The organism is Streptomyces sp. NPDC093094 (assembly GCF_044754345.1).
Classification (GTDB): Bacteria; Actinomycetota; Actinomycetes; order Streptomycetales; family Streptomycetaceae; genus Streptomyces.
In genome coordinates this window covers 39,204-60,801 of record NZ_JBIVOX010000002.1, presented here as the reverse complement: position 1 = coordinate 60,801, position 21,598 = coordinate 39,204, and the positions used below count along the sequence as shown (strand labels likewise).

19 protein-coding genes are annotated in these 21,598 nt (G+C 71.6%); 6 read left to right on the top strand and 13 right to left on the bottom strand.

What is annotated here, in order from left to right:
* Window positions 1-304: 304 nt before the first annotated feature.
* Window positions 305-1,276 (bottom strand): aldose epimerase family protein, encoded by a 972-nt coding sequence (locus tag ACIQGV_RS03155; RefSeq protein WP_402489678.1) that lies wholly within the window; start codon window positions 1,274-1,276, stop codon window positions 305-307.
* 14 nt (window positions 1,277-1,290) lie between these two features.
* The gene (locus ACIQGV_RS03150) at window positions 1,291-2,169 is read right to left on the bottom strand and encodes an SGNH/GDSL hydrolase family protein (RefSeq protein WP_402489676.1); all 879 of its coding nucleotides are present in this window, start codon (window positions 2,167-2,169) and stop codon (window positions 1,291-1,293) included.
* A gap of 265 nt (window positions 2,170-2,434) precedes the next feature.
* On the opposite strand from ACIQGV_RS03150, the gene ACIQGV_RS03145 reads away from it, so the two are divergent.
* On the top strand, window positions 2,435-2,929 hold the full coding sequence (locus tag ACIQGV_RS03145) for a DUF3145 domain-containing protein (protein ID WP_402489673.1): 495 nt from the start codon (window positions 2,435-2,437) through the stop codon (window positions 2,927-2,929).
* Between the two features lie 133 nt (window positions 2,930-3,062).
* On the opposite strand, the gene ACIQGV_RS03140 is transcribed toward ACIQGV_RS03145, so the two are convergent.
* The 5 genes from ACIQGV_RS03140 to ACIQGV_RS03120 all read right to left on the bottom strand — a co-directional run bounded on the left by ACIQGV_RS03140 (window position 3,063) and on the right by ACIQGV_RS03120 (window position 7,960).
* A complete protein-coding gene (locus ACIQGV_RS03140) occupies window positions 3,063-4,334 on the bottom strand; it encodes a beta-ketoacyl-[acyl-carrier-protein] synthase family protein (RefSeq protein WP_402489670.1) in 1,272 nt (423 codons plus the stop codon).
* An 82-nt stretch (window positions 4,335-4,416) separates the two neighbouring features.
* Window positions 4,417-4,665 (bottom strand): acyl carrier protein, encoded by a 249-nt coding sequence (locus ACIQGV_RS03135; protein ID WP_103543242.1) that lies wholly within the window; start codon window positions 4,663-4,665, stop codon window positions 4,417-4,419.
* 61 nt (window positions 4,666-4,726) lie between these two features.
* Window positions 4,727-5,728, bottom strand: a complete 1,002-nt coding sequence (locus tag ACIQGV_RS03130) for a ketoacyl-ACP synthase III (protein WP_402489667.1) — start codon at window positions 5,726-5,728, stop codon at window positions 4,727-4,729.
* A gap of 25 nt (window positions 5,729-5,753) precedes the next feature.
* Window positions 5,754-6,665: an ACP S-malonyltransferase gene (locus tag ACIQGV_RS03125; RefSeq protein ID WP_402489664.1), complete on the bottom strand. Its 912-nt coding sequence runs from the start codon at window positions 6,663-6,665 to the stop codon at window positions 5,754-5,756.
* A gap of 89 nt (window positions 6,666-6,754) precedes the next feature.
* The gene (locus ACIQGV_RS03120; protein WP_402489661.1) at window positions 6,755-7,960 is read right to left on the bottom strand and encodes a PucR family transcriptional regulator; all 1,206 of its coding nucleotides are present in this window, start codon (window positions 7,958-7,960) and stop codon (window positions 6,755-6,757) included.
* A gap of 62 nt (window positions 7,961-8,022) precedes the next feature.
* On the opposite strand from ACIQGV_RS03120, the gene ACIQGV_RS03115 reads away from it, so the two are divergent.
* Window positions 8,023-8,676 (top strand): pirin family protein, encoded by a 654-nt coding sequence (locus ACIQGV_RS03115; protein WP_402491011.1) that lies wholly within the window; start codon window positions 8,023-8,025, stop codon window positions 8,674-8,676.
* A 96-nt stretch (window positions 8,677-8,772) separates the two neighbouring features.
* Window positions 8,773-11,046, top strand: coding sequence for an MMPL family transporter (locus ACIQGV_RS03110; protein ID WP_402489659.1), 2,274 nt, complete (start codon window positions 8,773-8,775; stop codon window positions 11,044-11,046).
* Here ACIQGV_RS03110 and ACIQGV_RS03105 read toward each other — a convergent pair.
* Window positions 11,012-11,833 carry a serine hydrolase domain-containing protein gene (locus tag ACIQGV_RS03105; RefSeq protein WP_402489657.1) on the bottom strand — a complete coding sequence of 274 codons (822 nt, stop codon included), beginning with the start codon at window positions 11,831-11,833 and terminating at the stop codon, window positions 11,012-11,014. The genes ACIQGV_RS03110 and ACIQGV_RS03105 overlap by 35 nt on opposite strands.
* 237 nt (window positions 11,834-12,070) lie before the next feature.
* Between ACIQGV_RS03105 and ACIQGV_RS03100 the strand changes: the two genes are divergently transcribed.
* On the top strand, window positions 12,071-12,568 hold the full coding sequence (locus tag ACIQGV_RS03100) for a MerR family transcriptional regulator (protein WP_402489656.1): 498 nt from the start codon (window positions 12,071-12,073) through the stop codon (window positions 12,566-12,568).
* Between the two features lie 171 nt (window positions 12,569-12,739).
* Here ACIQGV_RS03100 and ACIQGV_RS03095 read toward each other — a convergent pair whose 3' ends face one another.
* The 3 genes from ACIQGV_RS03095 to ACIQGV_RS03085 form a co-directional block, all read right to left on the bottom strand.
* Window positions 12,740-13,597 (bottom strand): DUF4429 domain-containing protein, encoded by an 858-nt coding sequence (locus tag ACIQGV_RS03095; RefSeq protein WP_402491009.1) that lies wholly within the window; start codon window positions 13,595-13,597, stop codon window positions 12,740-12,742.
* Between the two features lie 57 nt (window positions 13,598-13,654).
* Window positions 13,655-14,872, bottom strand: a complete 1,218-nt coding sequence (locus ACIQGV_RS03090) for an alpha/beta hydrolase (RefSeq protein ID WP_402489653.1) — start codon at window positions 14,870-14,872, stop codon at window positions 13,655-13,657.
* 81 nt (window positions 14,873-14,953) lie between these two features.
* Window positions 14,954-15,580, bottom strand: coding sequence for a TetR family transcriptional regulator (locus ACIQGV_RS03085; protein ID WP_402489650.1), 627 nt, complete (start codon window positions 15,578-15,580; stop codon window positions 14,954-14,956).
* 65 nt (window positions 15,581-15,645) lie between these two features.
* Between ACIQGV_RS03085 and ACIQGV_RS03080 the strand changes: the two genes are divergently transcribed.
* Window positions 15,646-17,265 carry an MFS transporter gene (locus ACIQGV_RS03080; RefSeq protein ID WP_402489647.1) on the top strand — a complete coding sequence of 540 codons (1,620 nt, stop codon included), beginning with the start codon at window positions 15,646-15,648 and terminating at the stop codon, window positions 17,263-17,265.
* A 247-nt stretch (window positions 17,266-17,512) separates the two neighbouring features.
* Window positions 17,513-17,797 (top strand): small hydrophobic protein, encoded by a 285-nt coding sequence (locus tag ACIQGV_RS03075; protein ID WP_402489644.1) that lies wholly within the window; start codon window positions 17,513-17,515, stop codon window positions 17,795-17,797.
* Window positions 17,798-17,843: 46 nt separating this feature from the next.
* Here the strand turns inward: ACIQGV_RS03075 and ACIQGV_RS03070 are convergent, their stop codons facing one another.
* Window positions 17,844-18,635 (bottom strand): potassium channel family protein, encoded by a 792-nt coding sequence (locus ACIQGV_RS03070; RefSeq protein ID WP_402489641.1) that lies wholly within the window; start codon window positions 18,633-18,635, stop codon window positions 17,844-17,846.
* Window positions 18,636-18,743: 108 nt separating this feature from the next.
* Entirely contained in the window at window positions 18,744-21,491 is a 2,748-nt protein-coding gene (gene aceE / locus ACIQGV_RS03065; protein ID WP_402489638.1) for a pyruvate dehydrogenase (acetyl-transferring), homodimeric type, read from the bottom strand.
* Between the last annotated feature and the right edge of the window lie 107 nt (window positions 21,492-21,598).

Here is a 21,598-nt window from a genome sequence, read left to right as displayed (position 1 = left end):
CTTCAGGTCCTTCCGTTGCGGTGGCGGAGGAGTTCCGCCCGCCGGGGCGAGGGGTCCTACCCGCCTCCACCGCATCGGAATCCATCGTTCAGGGGCACCCGGACCGCCACCGCCGCCTCCCGCAGAACGTCCGGGAACACCCGGGCGGCCGGGGACGGCGACCGCCCCGTCGGTGTCGCCGCGTACACCGCGCGGGCCGGCGCGTCCTCGTCCGGCACGGGCAGCAGCGCGATGTCCGGGCGCACCGAGGCACGGACCGAGGCCGAGGTGGTGGCGGCGGTCCCGGCCGGCCGCTGAACCCGGCTCAGCGCGCCGAGAAGCCGTACACCGTCTGCGAGCGGAACACCTCGCCCGGCCGCAGCACCGTACGGGGGAACTCCGGCCGGTTGGGGGAGTCGGGGAAGTGCTGGGTCTCCAGCGCGACGCCGTCACCGGGCGCGAACGGGCCGGAGAGGTGCTCGGCGGTGTACAGCTGGAGGCCGGGCTCGGTCGTCGCCACGGTCAGCACCCGCCCGGACGACGGGTCGTGCAGCTCGGCCACCTCGACCGGCTCGGCCGTCACGCCCTTGTCCAGCACGAAGTTGTGGTCGTAGCCCGGCCCGATCTTGCGGGCCGTACGGAAGTCGAACCGGGTGCCCGTGACGTCCCTCAGCTCGCCGGTCGGGATCAGGCCGGCGTCCACGGGGGTGAGGCGCGAGGCGGCCAGCCGCAGTTCATGGCCGCCCGCGTGCCCGGAACCCGCCAGGTTGAAGTAGCTGTGGTTCGTCAGGTTCACCACCGTCGGCGCGTCCGTGACCGCCTCGTAGGCGATCCGCAGCCCGCCGGACGGCTCCAGCGTGTACGTCGCCGAGACCTCCAGACGGCCCGGGAAGCCCTCCTCGCCGTACGGGCTGACCCGGGACAGCCGGACGCCGTGGCCGACCGGCGTCATGTCCCACACACGCTTGTCGAAGCCGCGCCCGCCCCCGTGCAGCGAGTTGGGGGCGTCGTTCTGCTCCAGCGCGTAGGTCACCCCGTCGAGCGGGAAACGGCCGCCCGCGATCCTGTTCGCGTACCGTCCGACCAACGCCCCGAGGTACGGCCCCGGATGCTCCAGATAGCCCTCCAGGTCCGCGAATCCCAGCACCACGTCCGCGTGGCGCCCCTCACGGTCCGGCGTCTCCACGCTCTGGACGATCCCGCCGTACGACAGGACCCGCACCCGCACGCCGGCGCGCTCCAGGGTCCAGCGGTGCACCGGGGTGCCGTCGGAAAGTGTTGCGAAGTGTTCGACCATGGGGGAACCCTAAGTCAGGCGTCCTTCGCGGTGACGGCACGGTAGGCGATCTCCGCCAGCCGGGCCTGTCCGTCCACACTCGGGTGGAACCAGTCCCAGTGGCTGATCTGCTCCGTGCCGAAGCGGTACGCGTACACCGCGCCCCCGTCGAAACGGCAGCGCTCGTCCTTCGCGCACACCTCCCGCAGCACCCGGTTGTAGTCCTCCACCCGCTTGCGGACCGTCTCCCGGCGTAACGTCGCCGCCGCGTCCGTCGCGTCCGCGTCGCCCAGCATCGACGGGCAGATGCCCAGCTTCCACACCTGCTTGCCCAGGAGGCTCGTACGGCCCTGCGACCACAGCCGCTTCAGGTCCGGCACGCTCGCCACATACACCTGGGCCTTCGGCAGGGAGCGGCGCAGGGTGTGCATCGCGTCCTCGAACGACGCCCGGAAGTCCGCCACCGGTGTCATGTCCGACGGGGAGTCACGGCAGGCGTCGTTGGCCCCCGCCATCACCGTGACCAGTTCGGGGGAGCGGGTCACCGCACCGGCCATCTGCCCCGGCACATCGGCCATCCGGGCGCCGGTCGCCGCGTAGTTCCAGCTGCGCTCGGCGGCCCGTGCGGGCCCCAGCAGCCGTACGGCGAGACTGTCCACGTCCTCGCGGCTGCCGGTCGCCCACGACGCCTCGGGGCAGTCCGACAGCACCCCGCACGCGTCGAAGCCGCGGGTGATCGAGTCGCCCACCGCCGCGACCGACTCCGGACTGCGGTCCCACACCGGCGTCGGCCTCACCGGCCGTGCCCTGCTCTCGGACGGGCCGGGGGAGTCCCCGCCCACCGCCTCGCAGCCGGCGGACCCCATGACCACCGTCGCCACGACCGCTGCCACGACATGGTTTCGCTTCCGCATCCCCTGGTGACCCCCTCGGCCGACAGACATCGCGTCGCCCCCGCTCAGCTCCTCACCATGACAACGTCCGGGAGTTCCCGCACCCGCGCGGTGCAGCCGTCCGCGCGCGCCCAGGCGTCCTGCCGGGTGAATGGTGTGTGTTTCCGGGCACCGGGACAGACCGTACGTCACACTCCTTGCCCTGCCGCACGGTAGCCTCGCCATCAGCGTGGCTGTCCTGCCACCACCGCTCGGCCCGCCTGTTCCGCTCTGCCCGGAGGTCCCGGTGACGACACGTGGAGTTCTGTACGTGCACTCCGCGCCGCGCGCGCTGTGCCCGCACGTCGAGTGGGCCGTCGCCGGGGTGCTCGGCACCCGCGTCAACCTCGACTGGATCCGGCAGCCCGCCGCGCCCGGCACCTGGCGCTCGGAGTTCTCCTGGCAGGGCGAGGTCGGCACGGCGTCCAAACTCGCCTCCGCGCTGCGCGGCTGGCACCTCCTGCGCTTCGAGGTGACCGCGGAGCCCTGCCCCACCGCTGAGGGCGAGCGCTACAGCTGCACCCCCGACCTCGGCATCTTCCACGCCGTCACCGGTATCCACGGCGACATCCTCATCCCCGAGGACCGTCTGCGCGCCGCGCTCTCGCGCTCCCAGAAGGGCGAGACCGACCTGGAGGCCGAACTCGCCAAGCTCCTGGGCAAGCCCTGGGACGACGAGCTGGAGCCCTTCCGGTACGCGGGCGAGGGAGCCCCGGTCCGCTGGCTCCACCAGGTGGTCTGAGGAACGCCCTGAGGGGCGCGGGGAACGGCGCGAGAAGCGGCCACGGCCCGCACGCGACGACACGACAGAAGACACGACCGCGGCCCGGACCCCCTCCAGGGGGTCCGGGCCGCGGTCGTGCGATCGGCGTGGCTCAGACCGTACGGAACGCCAGCACCACGTTGTGGCCGCCGAAGCCGAACGAGTCGTTCAGCGCGGCGATCCGGCCCTCCGCGGGCAGCTTGCGCGCCTCACCGCGGACGACGTCGGCGTTGGCCTCCGCCTCCGGGTCGAGGTTCTCGACGTTGATGGTCGGCGGAGCCACCCGGTGGTACAGCGCGAGGATGGCCGCCACCGACTCCACGCCGCCCGCGCCACCGAGGAGATGACCGGTCATCGACTTCGTCGCGGAGACCGCCATGTGGTCCGCGTCGTCGCCGAACACCTTCCGCAGCGCCTTCAGCTCGGCGATGTCGCCGGCCGGCGTCGACGTGGCGTGCGCGTTCACGTGCACGATCTCCGCCGGGTCCAGGTCGGTGCTGTCCAGCAGGTGCTGCAGCGCGTGCGAGATGCCGCGGCCTTCCGGCTCCGGCTGCACGATGTCGTGGCTGTCGGCCGAGACGCCCTGGCCGACGGCCTCGGCGTACACGCGGGCACCGCGCTTGGCGGCGTGCTCCGCGGACTCCAGGACGATCACGCCGGCGCCCTCGCCGAGGACGAAGCCGTCGCGGGCGACGTCGTAGGGACGCGAGGCGCCCTGCGGGTCGTCGTTGTTCTTGGACATCGCCATCATGTTGCCGAACGCGGCGATGGGCAGCGGGTGGATCGCCGCCTCCGTGCCACCCGCGACGACGACGTCGGCGCGGCCGGTGCGGATCATCTCGATGGCGTAGCCGATCGCCTCGGCGCCGGACGCACACGCGGAGACCGGCGTGTGCACACCCGCGCGGGCGCCCACGGCCAGACCGACGTTCGCCGACGGGCCGTTCGGCATGAGCATGGGGACGGTGTGCGGGGAGACGCGGCGGACGCCCTTCTCCTTGAGCACGTCGTACTGGTCGAGCAGCGTCGTCACACCGCCGATGCCGGAGGCGATGACCGCGCCCAGCCGGTCCGGGTCGATGCTGCCGTCCTCGCCGGCCTTGCCGGTGAAGCCGGCGTCCTTCCACGCCTCCTGGGCCGCGACCAGCGCGAACTGCGCGGAGCGGTCGAGGCGGCGGGCCTGCGGCCGCGGGATGATCTCGGTCGGCTCCACGGCGACCGGGGCGGCGATACGGACGGCCTGGTCGGCCGCCCACTCCTGCTCCAGCGGCTTCACGCCGGACCTGCCGGCGAGAAGACCTTCCCAGGTAGAGGCTGCGTCGCCACCCAGCGGTGTGGTTGCGCCGATACCGGTGACGACCACGGTGCGATTGGTCGGGCTCACGGGAATTCTTTCTCCAAGTATGGGGATCAGCGGCGCCACCGCCGGGTGGCGGGGCAGTCAGCCCAGAGAGTTGATCGGCGGATCAGCCCTGGTGCTTGAGGATGTAGTCGGTGGCGTCACCGACGGTCTTCAGGTTCTTGACGTCGTCGTCCGGGATCTTGACGTCGAAGCGCTCTTCGGCGGCGACGACGACCTCGACCATGGACAGCGAGTCGACGTCCAGGTCGTCGGTGAAGGACTTGTCCAGCTGGACGTCCTCGACCGGGATGCCGGCGATCTCGTTCACGATCTCGGCGAGACCGGCGACGATCTCTTCCTGAGTGGCGGCCATGTCGGCGCTCCTTCGTAGATGTTGCGGATGGTGTGGCGGTCTGCCTGAAGCGGCGGTCTGCCTAGGGGAGGGTAACGACCGTGGCGGCGTAGACGAGACCCGCCCCGAAACCGATGACGAGCGCGGTGTCGCCGCTCTTCGCCTCCCCGGTCGCCAGGAGCCGCTCCATCGCGAGCGGGATCGAGGCGGCCGAGGTGTTGCCGGTGGTGCGCACGTCACGGGCGACCGTGACGCTCTCCGGCAGTTTGAGGGTCTTCACCATCGAGTCGATGATCCGCTCGTTCGCCTGGTGCGGGATGAAGACGTCCAGTTCTTCGGGCGAGACGCCGGCGACGTCGAGCGCCTCCTTGGCGACCTTCGCCATCTCGAACACGGCCCAGCGGAACACCGCCTGGCCTTCCTGCGTGATCGCGGGGAACTTCTCGACGGTGCCGTCGCGGTAGTCCGTCCACGCCACGGTCTGCTTGATGGTCTCGGACTTGTCGCCCTCGCTGCCCCAGACCGTGGGGCCGATCGCGGGCACGTCCGAGGGGCCGACGACGACCGCGCCCGCGCCGTCACCGAACAGGAAGGCCGTCGCGCGGTCCTCCAGGTCGGTCAGGTCGCTGAGCCGCTCCACGCCGATGACCAGGACGTACTCCGCCGAACCCTCGACGATCATGCCCTTGGCGAGGGTCAGGCCGTAGCCGAAGCCCGCGCAGCCGGCCGAGATGTCGAAGGCGGCGGCCTTGTTCGTGCCCAGCTTGTCGGCGATCTCGGTGGCGACGGCCGGGGTCTGCTTGAAGTGGGAGACGGTGGAGACGACGACCGCGCCGATCCGCTCGGCGCCGATCCCGGCGTCGGCGAGGGCCTTGCCGGACGCCTCCACGGACATCGCGGTGACGGTCTCCTGGTCGTTCGCCCAGTGCCGGGTCTGGATGCCGGAACGCGAACGGATCCACTCGTCGGAGGAGTCGATCGTCTCGAGGATCACCTCGTTGGGCACGACCCGGGTCGGCCGGTAGCCGCCCACGCCCAGGATGCGCGCGTACGGGGCACCCTTGGCGGGCTTGATCTTCGACATGTTCGGTCGGCTCCTTCGGGGAACGTCAGGCGTGCTCGGAGATGAGCTCGCGGGCCGCGTCGAGGTCGTCGGGGGTCTTCAGGGCCAGCGTCTTGACGCCGGGCAGCGCCCGCTTGGCCAGACCGGTCAGGGTACCGCCGGGGCACACCTCGATCAGAGCCGTCACCCCGAGTTCCTTGAAGGTCTCCATGCACAGGTCCCAGCGGACCGGGTTGGCGACCTGGCCGACCAGCCGGGACAGCACCTCGGCGCCGGTGGCGACCGTGCGGCCGTCCTTGTTGGAGACGTAGGTGACCGTCGGGTCGGCCGGGGCGAGCTCCTCGGCGGCCTTGGCGAGCGCGTCGACCGCGGGCGCCATGTGGTGCGTGTGGAACGCGCCGGCGACCTTCAGCGGGACGACCTTGCGGACGCCCTCGGGCTTGTCCTCCGCCAGCGCGGCGAGCTGCTCCATCGTGCCCGCGGCGACGATCTGGCCGGCCCCGTTGACGTTCGCCGGGGTCAGACCCAGCTTCTCCAGGTGCGCGACGGAGACCTCGGGGTCGCCGCCGAGCAGCGCCGACATGCCGGTCTCGGTGACCGCGGCGGCCTCGGCCATGGCCAGGCCACGTGTGCGGACCAGGGTCAGCGCGGCGGTGTCGTCCAGGACGCCCGCGAAGGCGGCCGCGGTGATCTCACCGACGCTGTGGCCGGCGACGGCGGCCGGGGAGACGGCACCCAGTGCCGTGGCGGACAGTATCCCGGCGGCGACGAGCAGCGGCTGGGCCACCGCCGTGTCGCGGATCGCGTCGGCGTCCGCCTGGGTGCCGTAGTGGGCGAGGTCCAGCCCGATGGCATCGGACCAGGCGGCCAGCCGGTCGGCGGCGCCGGGAAGTTCGAGCCAGGGGGTCAGGAAGCCGGGCGTCTGGGCGCCCTGGCCGGGAGCGACGAGTACGAACACTCTCACACTCTCTCTTGCGGACGGGCACGGCCGCCCGTGGGGACAAGGACGAAGAACACGAGGGGGTTTTGTGGGCCCCCGACAAAAAGCTAGAGAGGAAGATCGCCGTCGGCCAGACGCCCCAGGATCAGCGCGATCCGCAGCGTGAACGCCGAGCGGACGTCCGACGGGGACCAGCCGGTGACGTCGGTCACACGTCGGAGCCGGTAGCGCACGGTGTTGGGATGCACGAACAGCATGCGTGCCGCGCCCTCCAGGCTGCTCGCCTGTTCCAGGTAGACGCTGAGGGTCTCCAGAAGGGCCGATCCGGCCTCCTCCAGCGGTCTGTAGATCTCCTCCACCAGCTGCTCGCGGGCGCTCGGGTCTCCGGCGATCGCGCGCTCCGGCAGCAGATCGTCCGCCAGCACCGGGCGGGGAGCGTCCTGCCAGGCGGAACATGCCTTGAGCCCGGCCGCCGCGGCCTGCGCCGACCGGGTGGCGGCCAGCAGGTCGGGCACCACCGGCCCGGCGACGACCGGTCCGGCCGCGTACGGGCCGATCAGCGACTTGGCCACCCCCAGCGGGTTGTCGCTGCCGCCCGCGATGACCACCAGCCGGTCCCCGAGCACACCGGTGAGCACCTGGAGCTTGGCGTGCCGGGCCGCGCGCCGGATGGCCTCCACCGTCAGCTCCGAGTCGCCGTCGGGCGCCGTGCCCAGCACCACGCACACATGCTCCGGCGAGTTCCAGCCGAGCGCCGCGGCCCGCGAGACGGCGCCCTCGTCGGCCTCGCCGCTGAGCACGGCGTTGACCACCAGCGACTCCAGACGCGCGTCCCAGGCACCCCGTGCCTCGGCGGCCTGCGCGTACACCTGGGCGGTGGCGAAGGCGATCTCACGGGCGTAGACCAGCAGGGCCTCACGCAGCAGACGCTCGTCACCGGGGGCGGCGACCTCGTCGATCGCGCTCTCCATGACCTCGATGGTGGTGCGCACCATCTCCACGGTCTGCCGCAGCGTGATCGCCCGGGTCAGCTCGCGCGGCGCGGTGCCGAAGACGTCGGTGGAGATCGCCTGGGGCGCGTCCGGACGCCGGAACCACTCGGTGAACGCGGCGATACCGGCCTGGGCGACGAGCCCGATCCAGGAACGGTTCTCCGGGGGCATCGCCCGGTACCACGACAGCGTCTCGTCCATCCGCGCGATGGCCTGGGCGGCGAGGGAGCCGGAGGACTTCTCCAGCCGCTTCAGCGTCGCCGCATGCGGGTGGGCGGAGAGCTCGGCGGCTTCGGGGTTGCGGGATACGGGTTCGGGCACGGGGACAAGACTGCCTTATCCGGACGGGAGCATGCGCTGTCGGGGTCTACGGTGGGGCTGTGATGGACGTACGGCGCGCGGCAGAGCGCTACCGCGGCGGGGAGCCCGAAGCCGGGATCGAGACCTGGCACGCCTTCTCCTTCGGCCCGCACTACGACCCCGGCAACCTCCGCTTCGGCGCGCTGATCGCCTGCAACGAGGAGCGGCTCGCCCCCGGCGCCGGCTTCGACGAGCATCCCCACAGCCACACCGAACTCGTCACCTGGGTCGTCGAGGGCGAGCTGACCCACCGCGACTCCACCGGCCGCGAGACCCGGGTGCGCCCCGGTGACGTGCAGCGGCTGAGCTCGGCGGCCGGGGTGCGCCATGTCGAGCGCAACGACGGCGACACCCCGCTGACCTTCCTCCAGATGTGGCTTGCGCCCGGGGACCCGGGCGGCGAACCGGCGTACGAGACCGTCCGGGGGATCGCCGACTCCACCCCGTACGCCGTCCCGCGGGCGGCCGCGATGCTGCATGTGCGGCGGCTGGCGGCGGGGGAGCGCACGGCCGTCCCGGACGCCGCGTACGTGTACGTCCACGTCGTGCGGGGCGAGGTGCGGCTGGACGACGTGACGCTGGCGGCGGGGGACGCGGCGCGGATCACGGACGCCGACGCGGTGGCCGCGGTCGCGGTGACGCGGGCGGAACTGCTGCTGTGGGAGATGGCGCCCTAGGCGCCGAACTCCTGCCCGTGCCCGACGTGCCGACGCATACGGGCGGGCGTGTAATGGAGATGCCGGATCTTCGTCTCCGGCAGGGAGAGAGACCCGATGATGGCCACCCGCGGCACCGCGGGGGGAAAGACCGGTGCCTCAAAAGGGGGACTGCGCAGGCTCGGCGAGTGGTGTGCGCACCACTTCGTGATCGTGATCATCGCCTGGCTGGTGGCGCTGGGGGCGCTCCAGGCACTGAATCACCTGTACGGCGGCACCTACTCCGACGACTTCGCGCTCTCGGACGTCCAGTCCCAGGAGGGGCTCGACATCCTCCAGCAGCACGACCCGCAGGCCGGGGGATACAGCGCCCAGATCGTCCTGCACGACGACCAGGCCCTGAGCTCGCTCAGCTCGCAGATGTCGACCACGGTCGCCGACCTGCAGAAACTTCCCCATGTGCTGTCCGTGCAGAACCCGTTGGACGTCACCTCCTCCAAGGTCGGGCCGGTCTCCTCCGACGGGAAGACCGCCTACATCACCATCCGCTTCGACGAACAGCCCTCCCTCCTCGGCGACAGCTACCTGGACGGCGTCGACGACTCCGTCCAGCCCCTGCGGGGCGCCGGGGCCGACGTCGAGTACGGCGGAACCCTCGGCGAGCTGGCCCGGCCCGCCGCCGACGACCGGGTCAGCGAACTGATCGGCTTCGCGGTGGCCATCGTGGTCCTGCTGATCGGCTTCGGCAGCGTGATCGCCGCCGGCCTGCCCCTGGTCACCGCGCTGATCGGCGTCGTCGGCGGTCTGGCCTGTCTCGGGCTGCTGGCGGCCGCGTTCACCTTCGCCACCGTCTCGCCGACCCTCGCCACGATGATCGGCCTCGGCGTCGGCATCGACTACGCGCTCTTCCTGATCACCCGGCACCGGCAGAACCTCATGGACGGCGCCGACCCGGTGCGCGCCGCCGGACACGCCGCCGCCACCAGCGGACGCGCGGTCCTGGTCTCCGGCACCACGGTGATCGTCGCCCTGATGGGCCTGTACGCGTCCGGGGTCAGCTTCATCGGCAAACTCGGGCTCGCCGCGGCCGTCACGGTGGTCTCGGCCGTCCTCGGCGCGCTGACGCTGGTCCCCGCGCTGCTGGGGCTGATCGGCCGCCGGATCGACCGCTACCACGTGCGCAAGCCCGTCGCCGAGGCCGACGAGGACGAGAGCGGCGAGGTCAAGGGCACCTGGCACCGCTACGCCCAGCGCGTGGAGCACCGTCCGCTGGGGTTCTTGTCCGCGGGTCTCGCCGTCATCGCGATCCTCGCCATCCCGGTCTTCACCATCCAGCTCGGCCACATCGGCGACGGCGCCGATCCGACGTCCTTCACCGACCGGCGGGCCTACGACCTGATGAGCGACGCGTTCGGGCCGGGCTCCAACGGGCCGCTGACCATCGTCATCGACCAGACCTCCGTCCCGGACTCCCAGCGCTCGGACCTGTCCTCCAACGCCCAGAAGACCCTGAACGGCGTGTCGGGGGCCGCGTTCGTCAGCCCGCTGAACCCGACGCAGGACGGCGACGTCCTGGTGGGCACCGTCTACTCCACCGTCTCCCCGCAGAACCCGGACACCACCGACCTCGTCAACCGGCTGGTCGACACCACCCTGCCCGACGCGGTCTCCGGCACCGACGCCAAGGGTTATGTCACCGGCACCACGGCGGCGCAGGTCGACTTCCGCGACATCGTCGCCGAACGGCTGGTGGTGATCATCGCCGTCGTGGTGGGCCTGGCCTTCATCATCGTGCTCGCGGTCTTCCGCGGACTGCTCGTGGCGCTGAAGGCGGCGATCCTCAACGTGCTGTCGATCACCGCCTCCTACGGCGTGGTCGTCGCCGTCTTCCAGTGGGGATGGGGCGGACCCGCGCTGGGCGTCCACGGCAAGGTGCCCATCGAGAGCTATGTGCCGATGATGATGTTCGCCATCATCTTCGGCCTGAGCATGGACTACGAGATCTTCCTGCTGTCCCGGGTGCACGAGGCATGGCTGCGCACCGGCGACGCGAAGGGCTCCGTCGCGCACGCGCTGGAGATCACCGCACGGGTGATCACCTGCGCCGCGCTGATCATGGTGAGCGTCTTCGCGGCCTTCATCGTCAGCGACAACATCGTCGTCAAGATGCTCGGGCTCGGTCTCGCCGTCAGTGTGCTCATCGACGCCACCGTCGTGCGGCTGCTGATGGTGCCCGCCGTGATGACGCTGCTCGGCAGCCATGCCTGGTGGTGCCCCCGCTGGCTGGACCGCATCCTGCCGCACATCGACACGGAGGGGGAGGACGAGGCCCTGGCGACCGAGCCGGAGCAGCCCGCTAGCGGGGCAGTTCCGCCAGCACGGCGTCGCTGAGCGCCGGCCACACCTCGGCCGCCCAGGGCCCGAAGGCGCGGTCCGTCAGGGCCACGCAGGCCGCCCCCGCCGCCGGGTCGATCCACAGGAAGGTGCCGGACTGGCCGAAGTGACCGAAGGTGCGGGGCGAGGAGGAGGCACCGGTCCAGTGCGGGGCCTTGCCGTCGCGGATCTCGAAGCCGAGGCCCCAGTCGTTGGGGTTCTGGTGTCCGTAGCCGGGCAGGACGCCCTTGGTGCCCGGGTACTGGACGGTCATCGCGTCGGCCACCGTGCGCGGGTCCAGCAGCCGCGGCGCCTGCACCTCGGCGGCGAACCGCAGCAGGTCCTCGACCGTGGAGACGCCGTCCTTGGCGGGGGAGCCCTCCAGGGAGGTCTCCGTCATCCCGAGCGGCTCCAGCACCGCCTGGCGCAGATACTCGGCGAAGGGGATGTCGGTGGCCTTGGCGACATGGTCGCCGAGCTGCTCGAAACCGGCGTTGGAGTACAGCCGCCGCTCCCCGGGAGGGGCCGTCACCCGGTGCTCGTCGAAGGCCAGCCCGGAGGTGTGCGCCAGCAGATGCCGGACCGTCGACCCGGCGGGCCCGGCCGGCTCGTCCAGTTCGAGGGCGCCCTCCTCGTAGGCGACGAGGACGGCGTACGCGGCCAGCGGCTTGGTGACCGACGCGAGCGCGAAGCGCCGCCCGGCGGGACCATGGGTGCCCAGGACCGTGCCGTCGGCTCGTACGACACCCGCCGCGGCGGTGGGGACCGGCCAGTTCTCGATCAGCGCGAGGCTCGTGAGCGACATGTCCCCGAGCCTATGCGGCGCACAGCAGCGGCTCCGTCATGGGGTCCGGCTCGCGCCCGGAAGCCCGGCGAACCCTCCTGCCTGCCGGCCGGCGTGTCCTCGGCGGCGTCCTCGGGCACGGCACGTCGTACGGGAGTCACGGCCGGCGCACCATCCGTGACGATCACGTCAAGTCCCTTCGTCTTCTCCCGGGTTCCGCTTGCTTCGAGCACACTCGAAGGCCATAGCGTGGAGGTCATGACGGTTCTGCAGACCACGGCCGTGACCACCGGAGGAGCCCACGAAGCCCCCGAGGACATCTGTACCGCTCCACCGCCCCGGCACCCCCGCCCCGACGGCGAGGACCGCTACACCATCAGCGAGGTCGCCGCCTTCACCGGTCTCACCGCGCACACCCTGCGCTGGTACGAGCGGATCGGCCTGATGTCCCACATCGACCGCTCGCACACCGGCCAGCGCCGCTACACCAACCGCGACCTGGACTGGCTCGACCTCGTCGGCAAACTGAGGCTGACCGGCATGCCGGTCGCCGACATGGTCCGCTACGCCGAGCTGGTGCGCGAGGGCGAGTCCACCTACGGGGAGCGGCGCGAGCTGCTGGAGTCCACCCGCCGGGACGTGCTGGCCAGGATCGCCGAACTGCACGACACCCTCGCCGTCCTGGACCGCAAGATCGGCGTCTACGGCGGCACCGTGCGTCCGGAGGACTCCCAGGGCGTGTCCCGGACGCACTAGGGCCTGTCCGACCGTTCCCGTCTGCCGCGCGACGCCGTGCACGCACTCTCGCCGCACCGGCCCCGGACCCGGGTACGTCCGGTACGAGGGCCTGGGGCCGGCACGCCGAGAGCACGCACCTGACGGCGCGCGGCCGCCCTTCGGGCAACGACGCGAAGGGTCAGACAGGCCCTAGAGCTCCGCGAGCAGTTCCGCCTTCTTCACGGAGAACTCCTCGTCGGTCACCAGCCCGGCGCTGTGCAGCTCCCCGAGATGGCGGATACGCTCGGCGATGTCGGCCGGGTTCCTGCGCGCGGCGGCCGGCACCGCGGCGCCGGGACCCTTGCCCCGCACGGCCGCCAGCACGGCCGCGGCGAACGGCAGCGACTCGTGCACGGGCCCGTAGCCCAGCCCGAACACCACCGTCGCGGGGTCCTGGTCGACCTGCGCCGGCTGCTCGCCGTCCCGGGTGAGCAGCCGCAGATGCCCCTCGAAACCCTCGGGGGAGCGCCACTGGAGGCCGCTGAGCTCGTCGACGGCGAAACTCTGGTCGCCGGCCTTCCACTTGGCCGAGGACGCCCCGGTCCAGAACCACCGGAAGTGCACGGTCGACCCGTCGAAGGACGCCTTCGCGTCGTACGCCTTGAACTGGAGGGGCACCTCGGGCGCGGCCACCATGAAGCGCTCCGCGTCCTCGGTCCGCTCCCCGTCCAGCCCGGCCCGCAGCTCGTCGGCGTAGTACTCCGCCAGCACCTCCCGCTCGGCCGGCAGCACCAGCCGGTAGGGATCGCTGCTCTCCTTCAGCTGCCCGGCCGCGGCCTCCAGCAGCGGATCGGCTCCCGGCCGCAGCTCGGCCCGCAGCACCACGGTCCCCCGTCGCCCCGGCGTCAGTGTGACGCCCCGCAACGCCGCCAGCGGCACCCGGCGCTCCTTGAGCGCCTGGAACAGCTTGGGTGTTCGAATCCCCCGTTCGTAACGGATGAGCACGGAGTCGGACTCGAACTCCCAGGCGGCATGAAATCCGGCCAGTACATCACCCATGCGGCTCATCGTATGCGGCATGAGCTCCTCCGTCCCCTCCCCGTGTGCACCGCAGTTTCTGCGCCTCTACGCGCGTTCGGCCGTCGGCGTGCCGGACAAATCCTCCGTGCACGCCTCCGCATCGTCGGCGCAGACCACCGAGCGGTACGCGCCGGTGCCGATCTCGGCGAAGTTCCTGAGGCTGTCCGTGCCGGGCACGAAATAGCCCGCGTGACCCTCGGCGTCGCGCGCCGACACCACCCGCGCGCCGAAGTCGGCGGACACCGGGTCGGCGCCGTGACCGAAGGCGCCGAGCTCCAGATGCGGCACGTCCTCGATCCAGTCGTCGGCGTCGCGCATCGCCCACACCCGGGCCGAGGTGCCGAGCCCGGAGGCGTTCTCCGCGCGCATGCCGGGGCTGCCGGCCACCGCGATGTCGGCCACCCGGGAGGGCAGCGAGCGCGCGGCCACCCCGCACACGACGGAGCCGTAGCTGTGGCAGAACAGCGACACCGGTGCCGCACCCGGCAGGGCCCGCACCAGCGCGTTCAGCCGGACCGCGCCCCCCTCGGCGCGCAGCGCGGTCGCCGCGTCCATGCCGAGGCCGCTGGGCGCGGTGTAGTCGGCCCAGGCGATGACGGCCGTACGCGTCGAGGGGCTCACCTCGCGCTCGGCGTCGTAGAGCGCGCCGGCCATGCCGACCGGGGCGGAGTGGGTGCGGTCGGTGCGCTGGAAGGTGAGCAGGTCGGTGTCGACGCCGGGGACGACGACGGAGATCCGCTCGGCCTCGTCGAGGTCGCCGAACACCTCGGCGACCCGGCCGGAGCCGCCCGGGTCGAAGGCGAGGATGTGCCGCCCGGGTTTCAGCAGGGACTCCAGGCGGTGCATCCGGCGGCCCGCGTGCTGCTGTCCCTCGGGCGAGAGGCGGCTGTCGTGCATCCGGCCCAGCTCGGCCCTGCGGGCCTGTCCCATGGCGACGCGGTTGGCGGCGTAGCGCAGCTCGACCGGGGCGCCGTTCATGTTGCCCACGGCGAGGGGGTAGCGCCGCGCGAGCGCGCCCTGCTGCTGCTCGGTGAGCGTGGTGAAGAACCGGGCCAGCCGGACGGGCGGGGAGTCCGGGTCGGGCAGCGGCCGTCCGGCGACGCTGCCGTGCCTCCACGCCGAGAGGGACGCCTGCAGTTCGGTCGTCGCGCGCTGGCCGCGCAGCGCGGTCCAGCCGGTGGTCGCCAGCATCACGAACACCACGGCCAGCGCGAGCAGCATGCGCCAGACGTTCAGCTGCGGGGAGGTGTCGAAGGAAGTCACTGGGAGGACACACTAGGAGAACGGGACGGTCTCGCGTGAACCGAGTGACAGGGATCACGTTTGACGGGTCCCGCGCGGGTGTCAGTCCGTACGCCAGTTCTCCGCGAGCGCCGGTCCCACCTGATCGAGGTACGCCGCGGTCAGCTCTCTGATCGCCTCCACGTCGACGTCCTCCCAGGCGCTCCACCGGCGCTCGGTGATCCGCATCACCGCGCCGAACACGGCCACCGCGAGCCGCGGCCGCGGGTCGGCGTCCACGTCGAGCCCCTCCCGTACGGCGATCAGCCGCGCGAACCGCTCCTCGGTGTCGGCGGAGCGCCGCAGATGCGCGGCGAGCAGCACGGGCGTCGACTCCACCACCCGGTACATCCGCAGATACAGGTCCAGCGGCACGACGGACTCGATGACGTCGCTGATGGTGTCCCAGCCCTCCAGGACGGCCCGGCGCAGCGCCTCCAGCGGCGGTTCGTGCGGCGGGCGGGCGCGGACCGCCTCGTAGAAGTGCTCCTCGGTGAGCTGCTGGACCGCGAGGGCGGCGTCCTCCTTGCCGGCGAAGTAGCGGAAGAAGGTGCGCTGGGAGACCTCGACGGCCTCGGCGATCTCGTCGACGGTGGTGTGCTCGTAACCCTGGGTGGTGAACAGCTCGAACGCCGCTCGCACCAGTGCGTCCCGGGTGCGCTGTTTCTTGCGCTCGCGCAGTGTCTCCATGGCTGTCAGTTACCGACTACTGAAATCTTTTGTCAAATGTCAGCGGCTGTCACTAGCCTCCGGGTATGACTAGTCAGACCACCCTCGACAAGACGGGGCCGGGGGACGGGGCGTCACTCACCCCGTCGGACCCGGCATCTGCCCAGGGGCTGCGCGGGCACCCGTGGTTCACCCTTCTCACCGTCGCCGTCGGCGTCATGATGGTGGCCCTCGACGGCACCATCGTCGCCATCGCCAACCCGGCCATCCAGAAGGACCTCGACGCGAGCTTCGCCGACGTCCAGTGGATCACCAACGGCTACTTCCTCGCCCTCGCGGTCTCCCTGATCACCGCGGGCAAGCTCGGTGACCGCTTCGGCCACCGGCAGACCTTCCTCATCGGCGTCGTCGGTTTCGCCGCCGCCTCGGGCGCGATCGGCCTCTCCTCCTCGATCGCGGCCGTCGTCGCCTTCCGGGTCCTCCAGGGCCTCTTCGGCGCGCTGCTGATGCCGGCCGCGCTCGGCCTGCTGCGGGCGACCTTCCCGGCCGAGAAGCTCAACATGGCCATCGGCATCTGGGGCATGGTCATCGGTGCCTCCACCGCGGGCGGCCCGATCCTCGGCGGCGTGCTCGTCGAGAACGTCAGCTGGCAGTCGGTGTTCTTCATCAACGTGCCCGTCGGCGTCCTCGCCCTGGTCCTCGGCGTCATGATCCTGCTCGACCACCGGGCCGAGAACGCCCCGCGCTCCTTCGACCTGCTGGGCATCGCCCTGCTGTCGGCCGCGATGTTCTGCCTGGTCTGGGCGCTGATCAAGGCCCCCGAGTGGGGCTGGGGCGCCGGGCAGACCTGGGCGTTCGTCGGCGCGTCCCTGCTGTGCTTCGCGCTGTTCGCGTTCTGGGAGACGCGGGTGAGCGAACCGCTGATCCCGCTGACGCTGTTCCGCTCGGTCGCGCTGTCCGCGGGCGTCGTGCTCATGGTCCTGATGGCCATCGCGTTCATGGGCGGCCTGTTCTTCGTGACGTTCTACCTCCAGAACGTCCACGGCATGAGCCCCATCGACGCCGGCCTGCACCTGCTGCCCCTCACCGGCATGATGATCGTCGGTTCCCCGCTCGCGGGCGCCCTGATCACCAAGCTGGGCCCGCGCGTCCCGCTCGCGGGCGGCATGGCCGTCACCGCCCTCGCCATGTACGGCATGTCCACCCTGGAGAGGGACACCGGCAGCGGTCTGATGTCGCTCTGGTTCGCCCTCCTCGGCCTCGGCCTCGCGCCGGTCATGGTCGGCGCCACCGAGGTCATCGTCGGCAACGCCCCCATGGAGCTCTCCGGCGTGGCCGGCGGCCTCCAGCAGGCCGCGATGCAGATCGGCGGCAGCCTCGGCACCGCCGTCCTGGGCGCCGTGATGGCCTCCAAGGTCGACAGCGACCTCGGCGGCAACTGGACCGACGCGGGGCTGCCCCGGCTCACGCCGGACCAGCTCGACCAGGCGTCCGAGGCCGTCCAGGTCGGCGTCCCGCCCATCGCTCCGAACACCCCCGAGCAGCTCGTCGGCAAGATCACGGACGTCGCCCACGACACCTTCATCTCCGGCATGAGCCTGGCCTCGCTCGTCGCGGCCGGGGTCGCCGGGGTGGCCGTCCTCGTCGCCCTGCTCACCAAGCGGGGCGCCAACGCCGGGGCCGGCGCGGGAGCCGCGCACATCTGACGGCGTTTCCCTCATCAGGGTGACAACGCTCAAGATCCCTCCCCTCCGGCACACGCCGCAGGTCACAGTGGGTCAAGTCCTCCGCACGGCATGTTCCTCGGGTGAGTCCCGTGCGGAGGACACCCGGCGCCCGCGGCGCGCTGCCGGAGGGGGGCGGCGCGCCGCGAGGGCGATGCATGAACCCCGTGCGAGCGGTTACCCGAACGTCATCGGAACCCAACCGACCAGAGAGTCCAGGGAGTTGACGATGACGAGCTTCGGACACGGAACGCACGGGAACCCCCGCTCACGCGGCCGGACGTGGCAGCGGAGCGGGCCGGACCGCGCGACGCTCGCCGTCGTCGGAGCCATCTGCGCGGTCGCCGGCTTCTTCGTCCTCGGCATCGTGCTGGGACCGGCGGCCGTCGTCTGCGGCTGGCTCGCCCTGGACCGTGCCGGCAAGGCGCCCCGTCAGGTGCCCGCCCTGATCGCCCTGGTCCTGGGTGCCATCGACACGGTCATGGCCGTGCTGTGGCTGGCGGGCGCCTTCTAGAGTCCGCCCCCCGAAGCCTGTCCGGGGCGCCCTGCCCGTTTCCCGGCTAGGGCGTCCCGGACAGGCTTCGGCCGGGTCCGGCACCGGGCGCCGCAGGCTCCGCGGAGACGGGGGCGGAGCCCGAGAGCGCGGCCATCTCGGCGCGCAGCGCGCGGACCTCCTCGGTGAGGGCGGCGATCGCCTCGGTCTGCCGCCGCTCCTCCGCGTCGTCCTTCTCGAACCGCGCTATGAACCACGCCGCGATGTTCGCGGTCACGACACCGAGCAGGGCGATCCCCGACAGCATCAGCCCTACGGCGAGGATCCGCCCCAGCCCGGTCGTCGGCGCGTGGTCCCCGTACCCGACCGTCGTCATCGTGGTGAACGACCACCACACCGCGTCGCCCAGCGTCCTGATGTTCCCGTTCGGTGCCTCCCGCTCGACCGACAGCACGGCCAGCGAGCCGAACATCAGCAGACCGACCACCGAGCCGACCACGTACGTCGTCAGCCGGATCTGGGACGCCATCCGCGCCCGCCGCCCCACCAGCATCAGCGTCGAGACGACCCGCAGCAGCCGCAGCGGCTGGAGCAGCGGCAGCACCACCGCGCACAGGTCCAGCCAGTGCCGGCGCACGAACTCCAGCCGCTGCCGCGTCAGCGACAGCCGCACGACGTAGTCCGCGGCGAACGCGCCCCACACGACCCACTCGGCCACCAGACAGGCACGGGTCACCGCCGCACCGGCGGACGGTTTCACGATCGGCACGGCGTACGCGACCGCGAACAGTACGGCGAGCGCCAGGAGCGGCCGCTGCGAGAGCCGCTCCCACCGGGCCTGCGCGGATTCTTCACTCATGCAGGCATCGTAGAGCGGCGCCGTCGCCCCGCCCGGGGGCGCGGGGCGGGGCCGGCGCGCGGCTCCGCCGGCTCCCGCGGCCCCGGACGAAGGACGGTCCGGCGGCCCCTACGCGTCCCCGCCCGCCGCGCCGGGATCGGCCGCGGCGACATCGAGCAGCTGATACCGGTCGACCGCCTGCTTCAGCACCGACCGGTCCACCTTCCCCTCCCGCGCCAGCTCCGTCAGCACGGCCACCACGATCGACGGCGCGTCGATGTGGAAGAACCGCCGCGCCGCGCCCCGGGTGTCGGCGAAGCCGAACCCGTCGGCGCCCAGCGACTGGTACGTCCCCGGCACCCACCGCGCGATCTGGTCGGGGACCGACCGCATCCAGTCCGAGACGGCCACGAACGGCCCCTGCGCCCCGGTGAGTTTGCGCGTCACGTACGGCACGCGCTGCTCCTCCTCCGGGTGCAGCAGGTTGTGCTCCTCGCACTCCACGGCCTCGCGCCGCAGCTCGTTCCAGGAGGTCGCGGACCAGACGTCGGCCCGTACGCTCCACTCCTCGGCGAGGATCCGCTGCGCCTCGACCGCCCACGGCACGGCCACGCCGGAGGCCATGATCTGCGCCGGGATCGATCCGGAGGTGCCCTCGCTGAAGCGGTACACGCCCTTGAGGATGCCCTCGACGTCCACGTTCTCCGGCTCGGCCGGGTGCTGGATGGGCTCGTTGTAGACGGTGAGGTAGTAGAAGACGTCCTCGCCGTGCGGGTGTTCCTCGCTGCCGCCGTACATCCGGCGCAGACCGTCCTGCACGATGTGCGCGATCTCGAACGAGAAGGCCGGGTCGTACGCCACACAGCCCGGGTTGGTCGAGGCGAGCAGCTGGGAGTGCCCGTCGGCGTGCTGGAGGCCCTCACCGGTCAGGGTCGTGCGGCCCGCGGTCGCGCCCAGGACGAAACCACGCGCGAGCTGGTCGGACATCTGCCAGAACTGGTCGCCGGTGCGCTGGAAGCCGAACATCGAGTAGAAGACGTACACCGGGATCAGCGGCTGGCCGTGCGTGGCGTACGCCGAGCCGGCCGCGATCAGCGACGCCGTGCAGCCCGCCTCCGAGATGCCGTCGTGCAGCATCTGACCCGTCGGCGACTCCTTGTACGCGAGGAGCAGTTCGCGGTCGACCGACTCGTACTGCTGCCCGAGCGGGTTGTAGATCTTCGCGCTCGGGAAGAACGAGTCCATGCCGAAGGTCCGGTACTCGTCCGGCGCGATCAGCACGAACCGCTTGCCGATTTCCTTGTCCCGCATGAGGTCCTTGAGGAGCCGGACGAAGGCCATGGTCGTCGCGATCGACTGATGGCCCGAGCCCTTCTTCACGGTCGCGTACACCTTGTCGTCCGGCAGCGCCAGCGGCTCGGAGCGCACGACGCGCGTCGGCACGTACCCGCCGAGCCCCTTGCGGCGGTCGTGCATGTACTGGATCTCCTCGGAGTCGCGCCCCGGGTGGTAGTACGGCGGGAGCCCGCCCTCCAGGTCCTTGTCGGAGATCGGCAGGTGCAGCCGGTCGCGGAAGCCCTTGAGGTCGTCGACCGTCAGCTTCTTCATCTGGTGCGTGGCGTTGCGGCCCTCGAAGTTCGGGCCCAGCGTCCAGCCCTTGATCGTCTTGGCCAGGATCACGGTCGGCTGGCCCTTGTGCGCCTTGGCCGCGGAGAACGCCGCGAAGATCTTCCGGTGGTCGTGACCGCCGCGGCCCAGGTGCAGGATCTGGTCGTCGGTCATGCCCTCGACCATGGCGCGCAGCCGCTGGTCGTCGCCGAAGAAGTGGTCGCGGATGTAGGAGCCGGACTCGGTGGCGTAGGTCTGGAACTGCCCGTCCGGCGTGGTGTTCATCCGGTTGACCAGGATGCCGTCGCGGTCCTGGGCGAGCAGCGGGTCCCAGGTGCGGTCCCAGATCAGCTTGATCACGTTCCAGCCGGCGCCCCGGAAGACCGACTCCAGCTCCTGGATGACCTTGCCGTTGCCGCGGACCGGGCCGTCGAGCCGCTGGAGGTTGCAGTTGACGACGAAGGTGAGGTTGTCCAGCCCCTCGCGGGCGGCGATGGTCAGCTGGCCGAGCGACTCCGGCTCGTCCATCTCGCCGTCGCCGAGGAACGCCCACACGTGCGACTTCGACGTGTCGGCGATCCCGCGCGCGTCCATGTAGCGGTTCATCCGCGCCTGGTAGATCGCGCCGATCGGGCCGAGGCCCATCGACACGGTCGGGAACTCCCAGAAGCCGGGCATCAGCCGCGGGTGCGGGTACGAGGACAGGCCGTGCGGCGCCCTGGACCTCTCCTGCCGGAAGGCGTCCAGGTTCTGCTCGCTCAGCCGGTCGAGCAGGAAGGCGCGGGCGTAGATGCCGGGGGAGGCGTGGCCCTGGAAGAAGACCTGGTCGCCGCCGTCGCCCTCGTCCTTGCCGCGGAAGAAGTGGTTGAAGCCCACGTCGTAGAGGGACGCGGAGGAGGCGAAGGTGGCGATGTGGCCGCCGACGCCGATGCCGGGGCGCTGGGCGCGGGAGACCATGACGGCCGCGTTCCACCGGGTGGCGTTGAGGATCCGGCGCTCGATCTCCTCGTTGCCGGGGAAGAACGGCTCGTCCTTGGTGGCGATGGTGTTGACGTAGTCCGTGCTGCGCATCTCGGGCACGGCCACGCGCTTCTCGCGGGCCCGCTCGATCAGCCGCAGCATGAGGTAGCGGGCCCGTTCCCGCCCGCGCTCGTCGATGGCGGCGTCCAGGGAGTCGAGCCACTCCCGGGTTTCCTCGGGGTCGAAGTCAGGAACCTGACTCGGGAGGCCGCCAATGATGATCGGATTGCGATCGGATCCGGGAGCCACGCTGTTCCTTACCTGTCGGAGGGCCGGTTCGGTCTGCCTGCACCGCTCCCCATCGTGTACCTCGGGGAGGCGTACGTCATCTCTACCCATAGGTAACCGAGAGACCC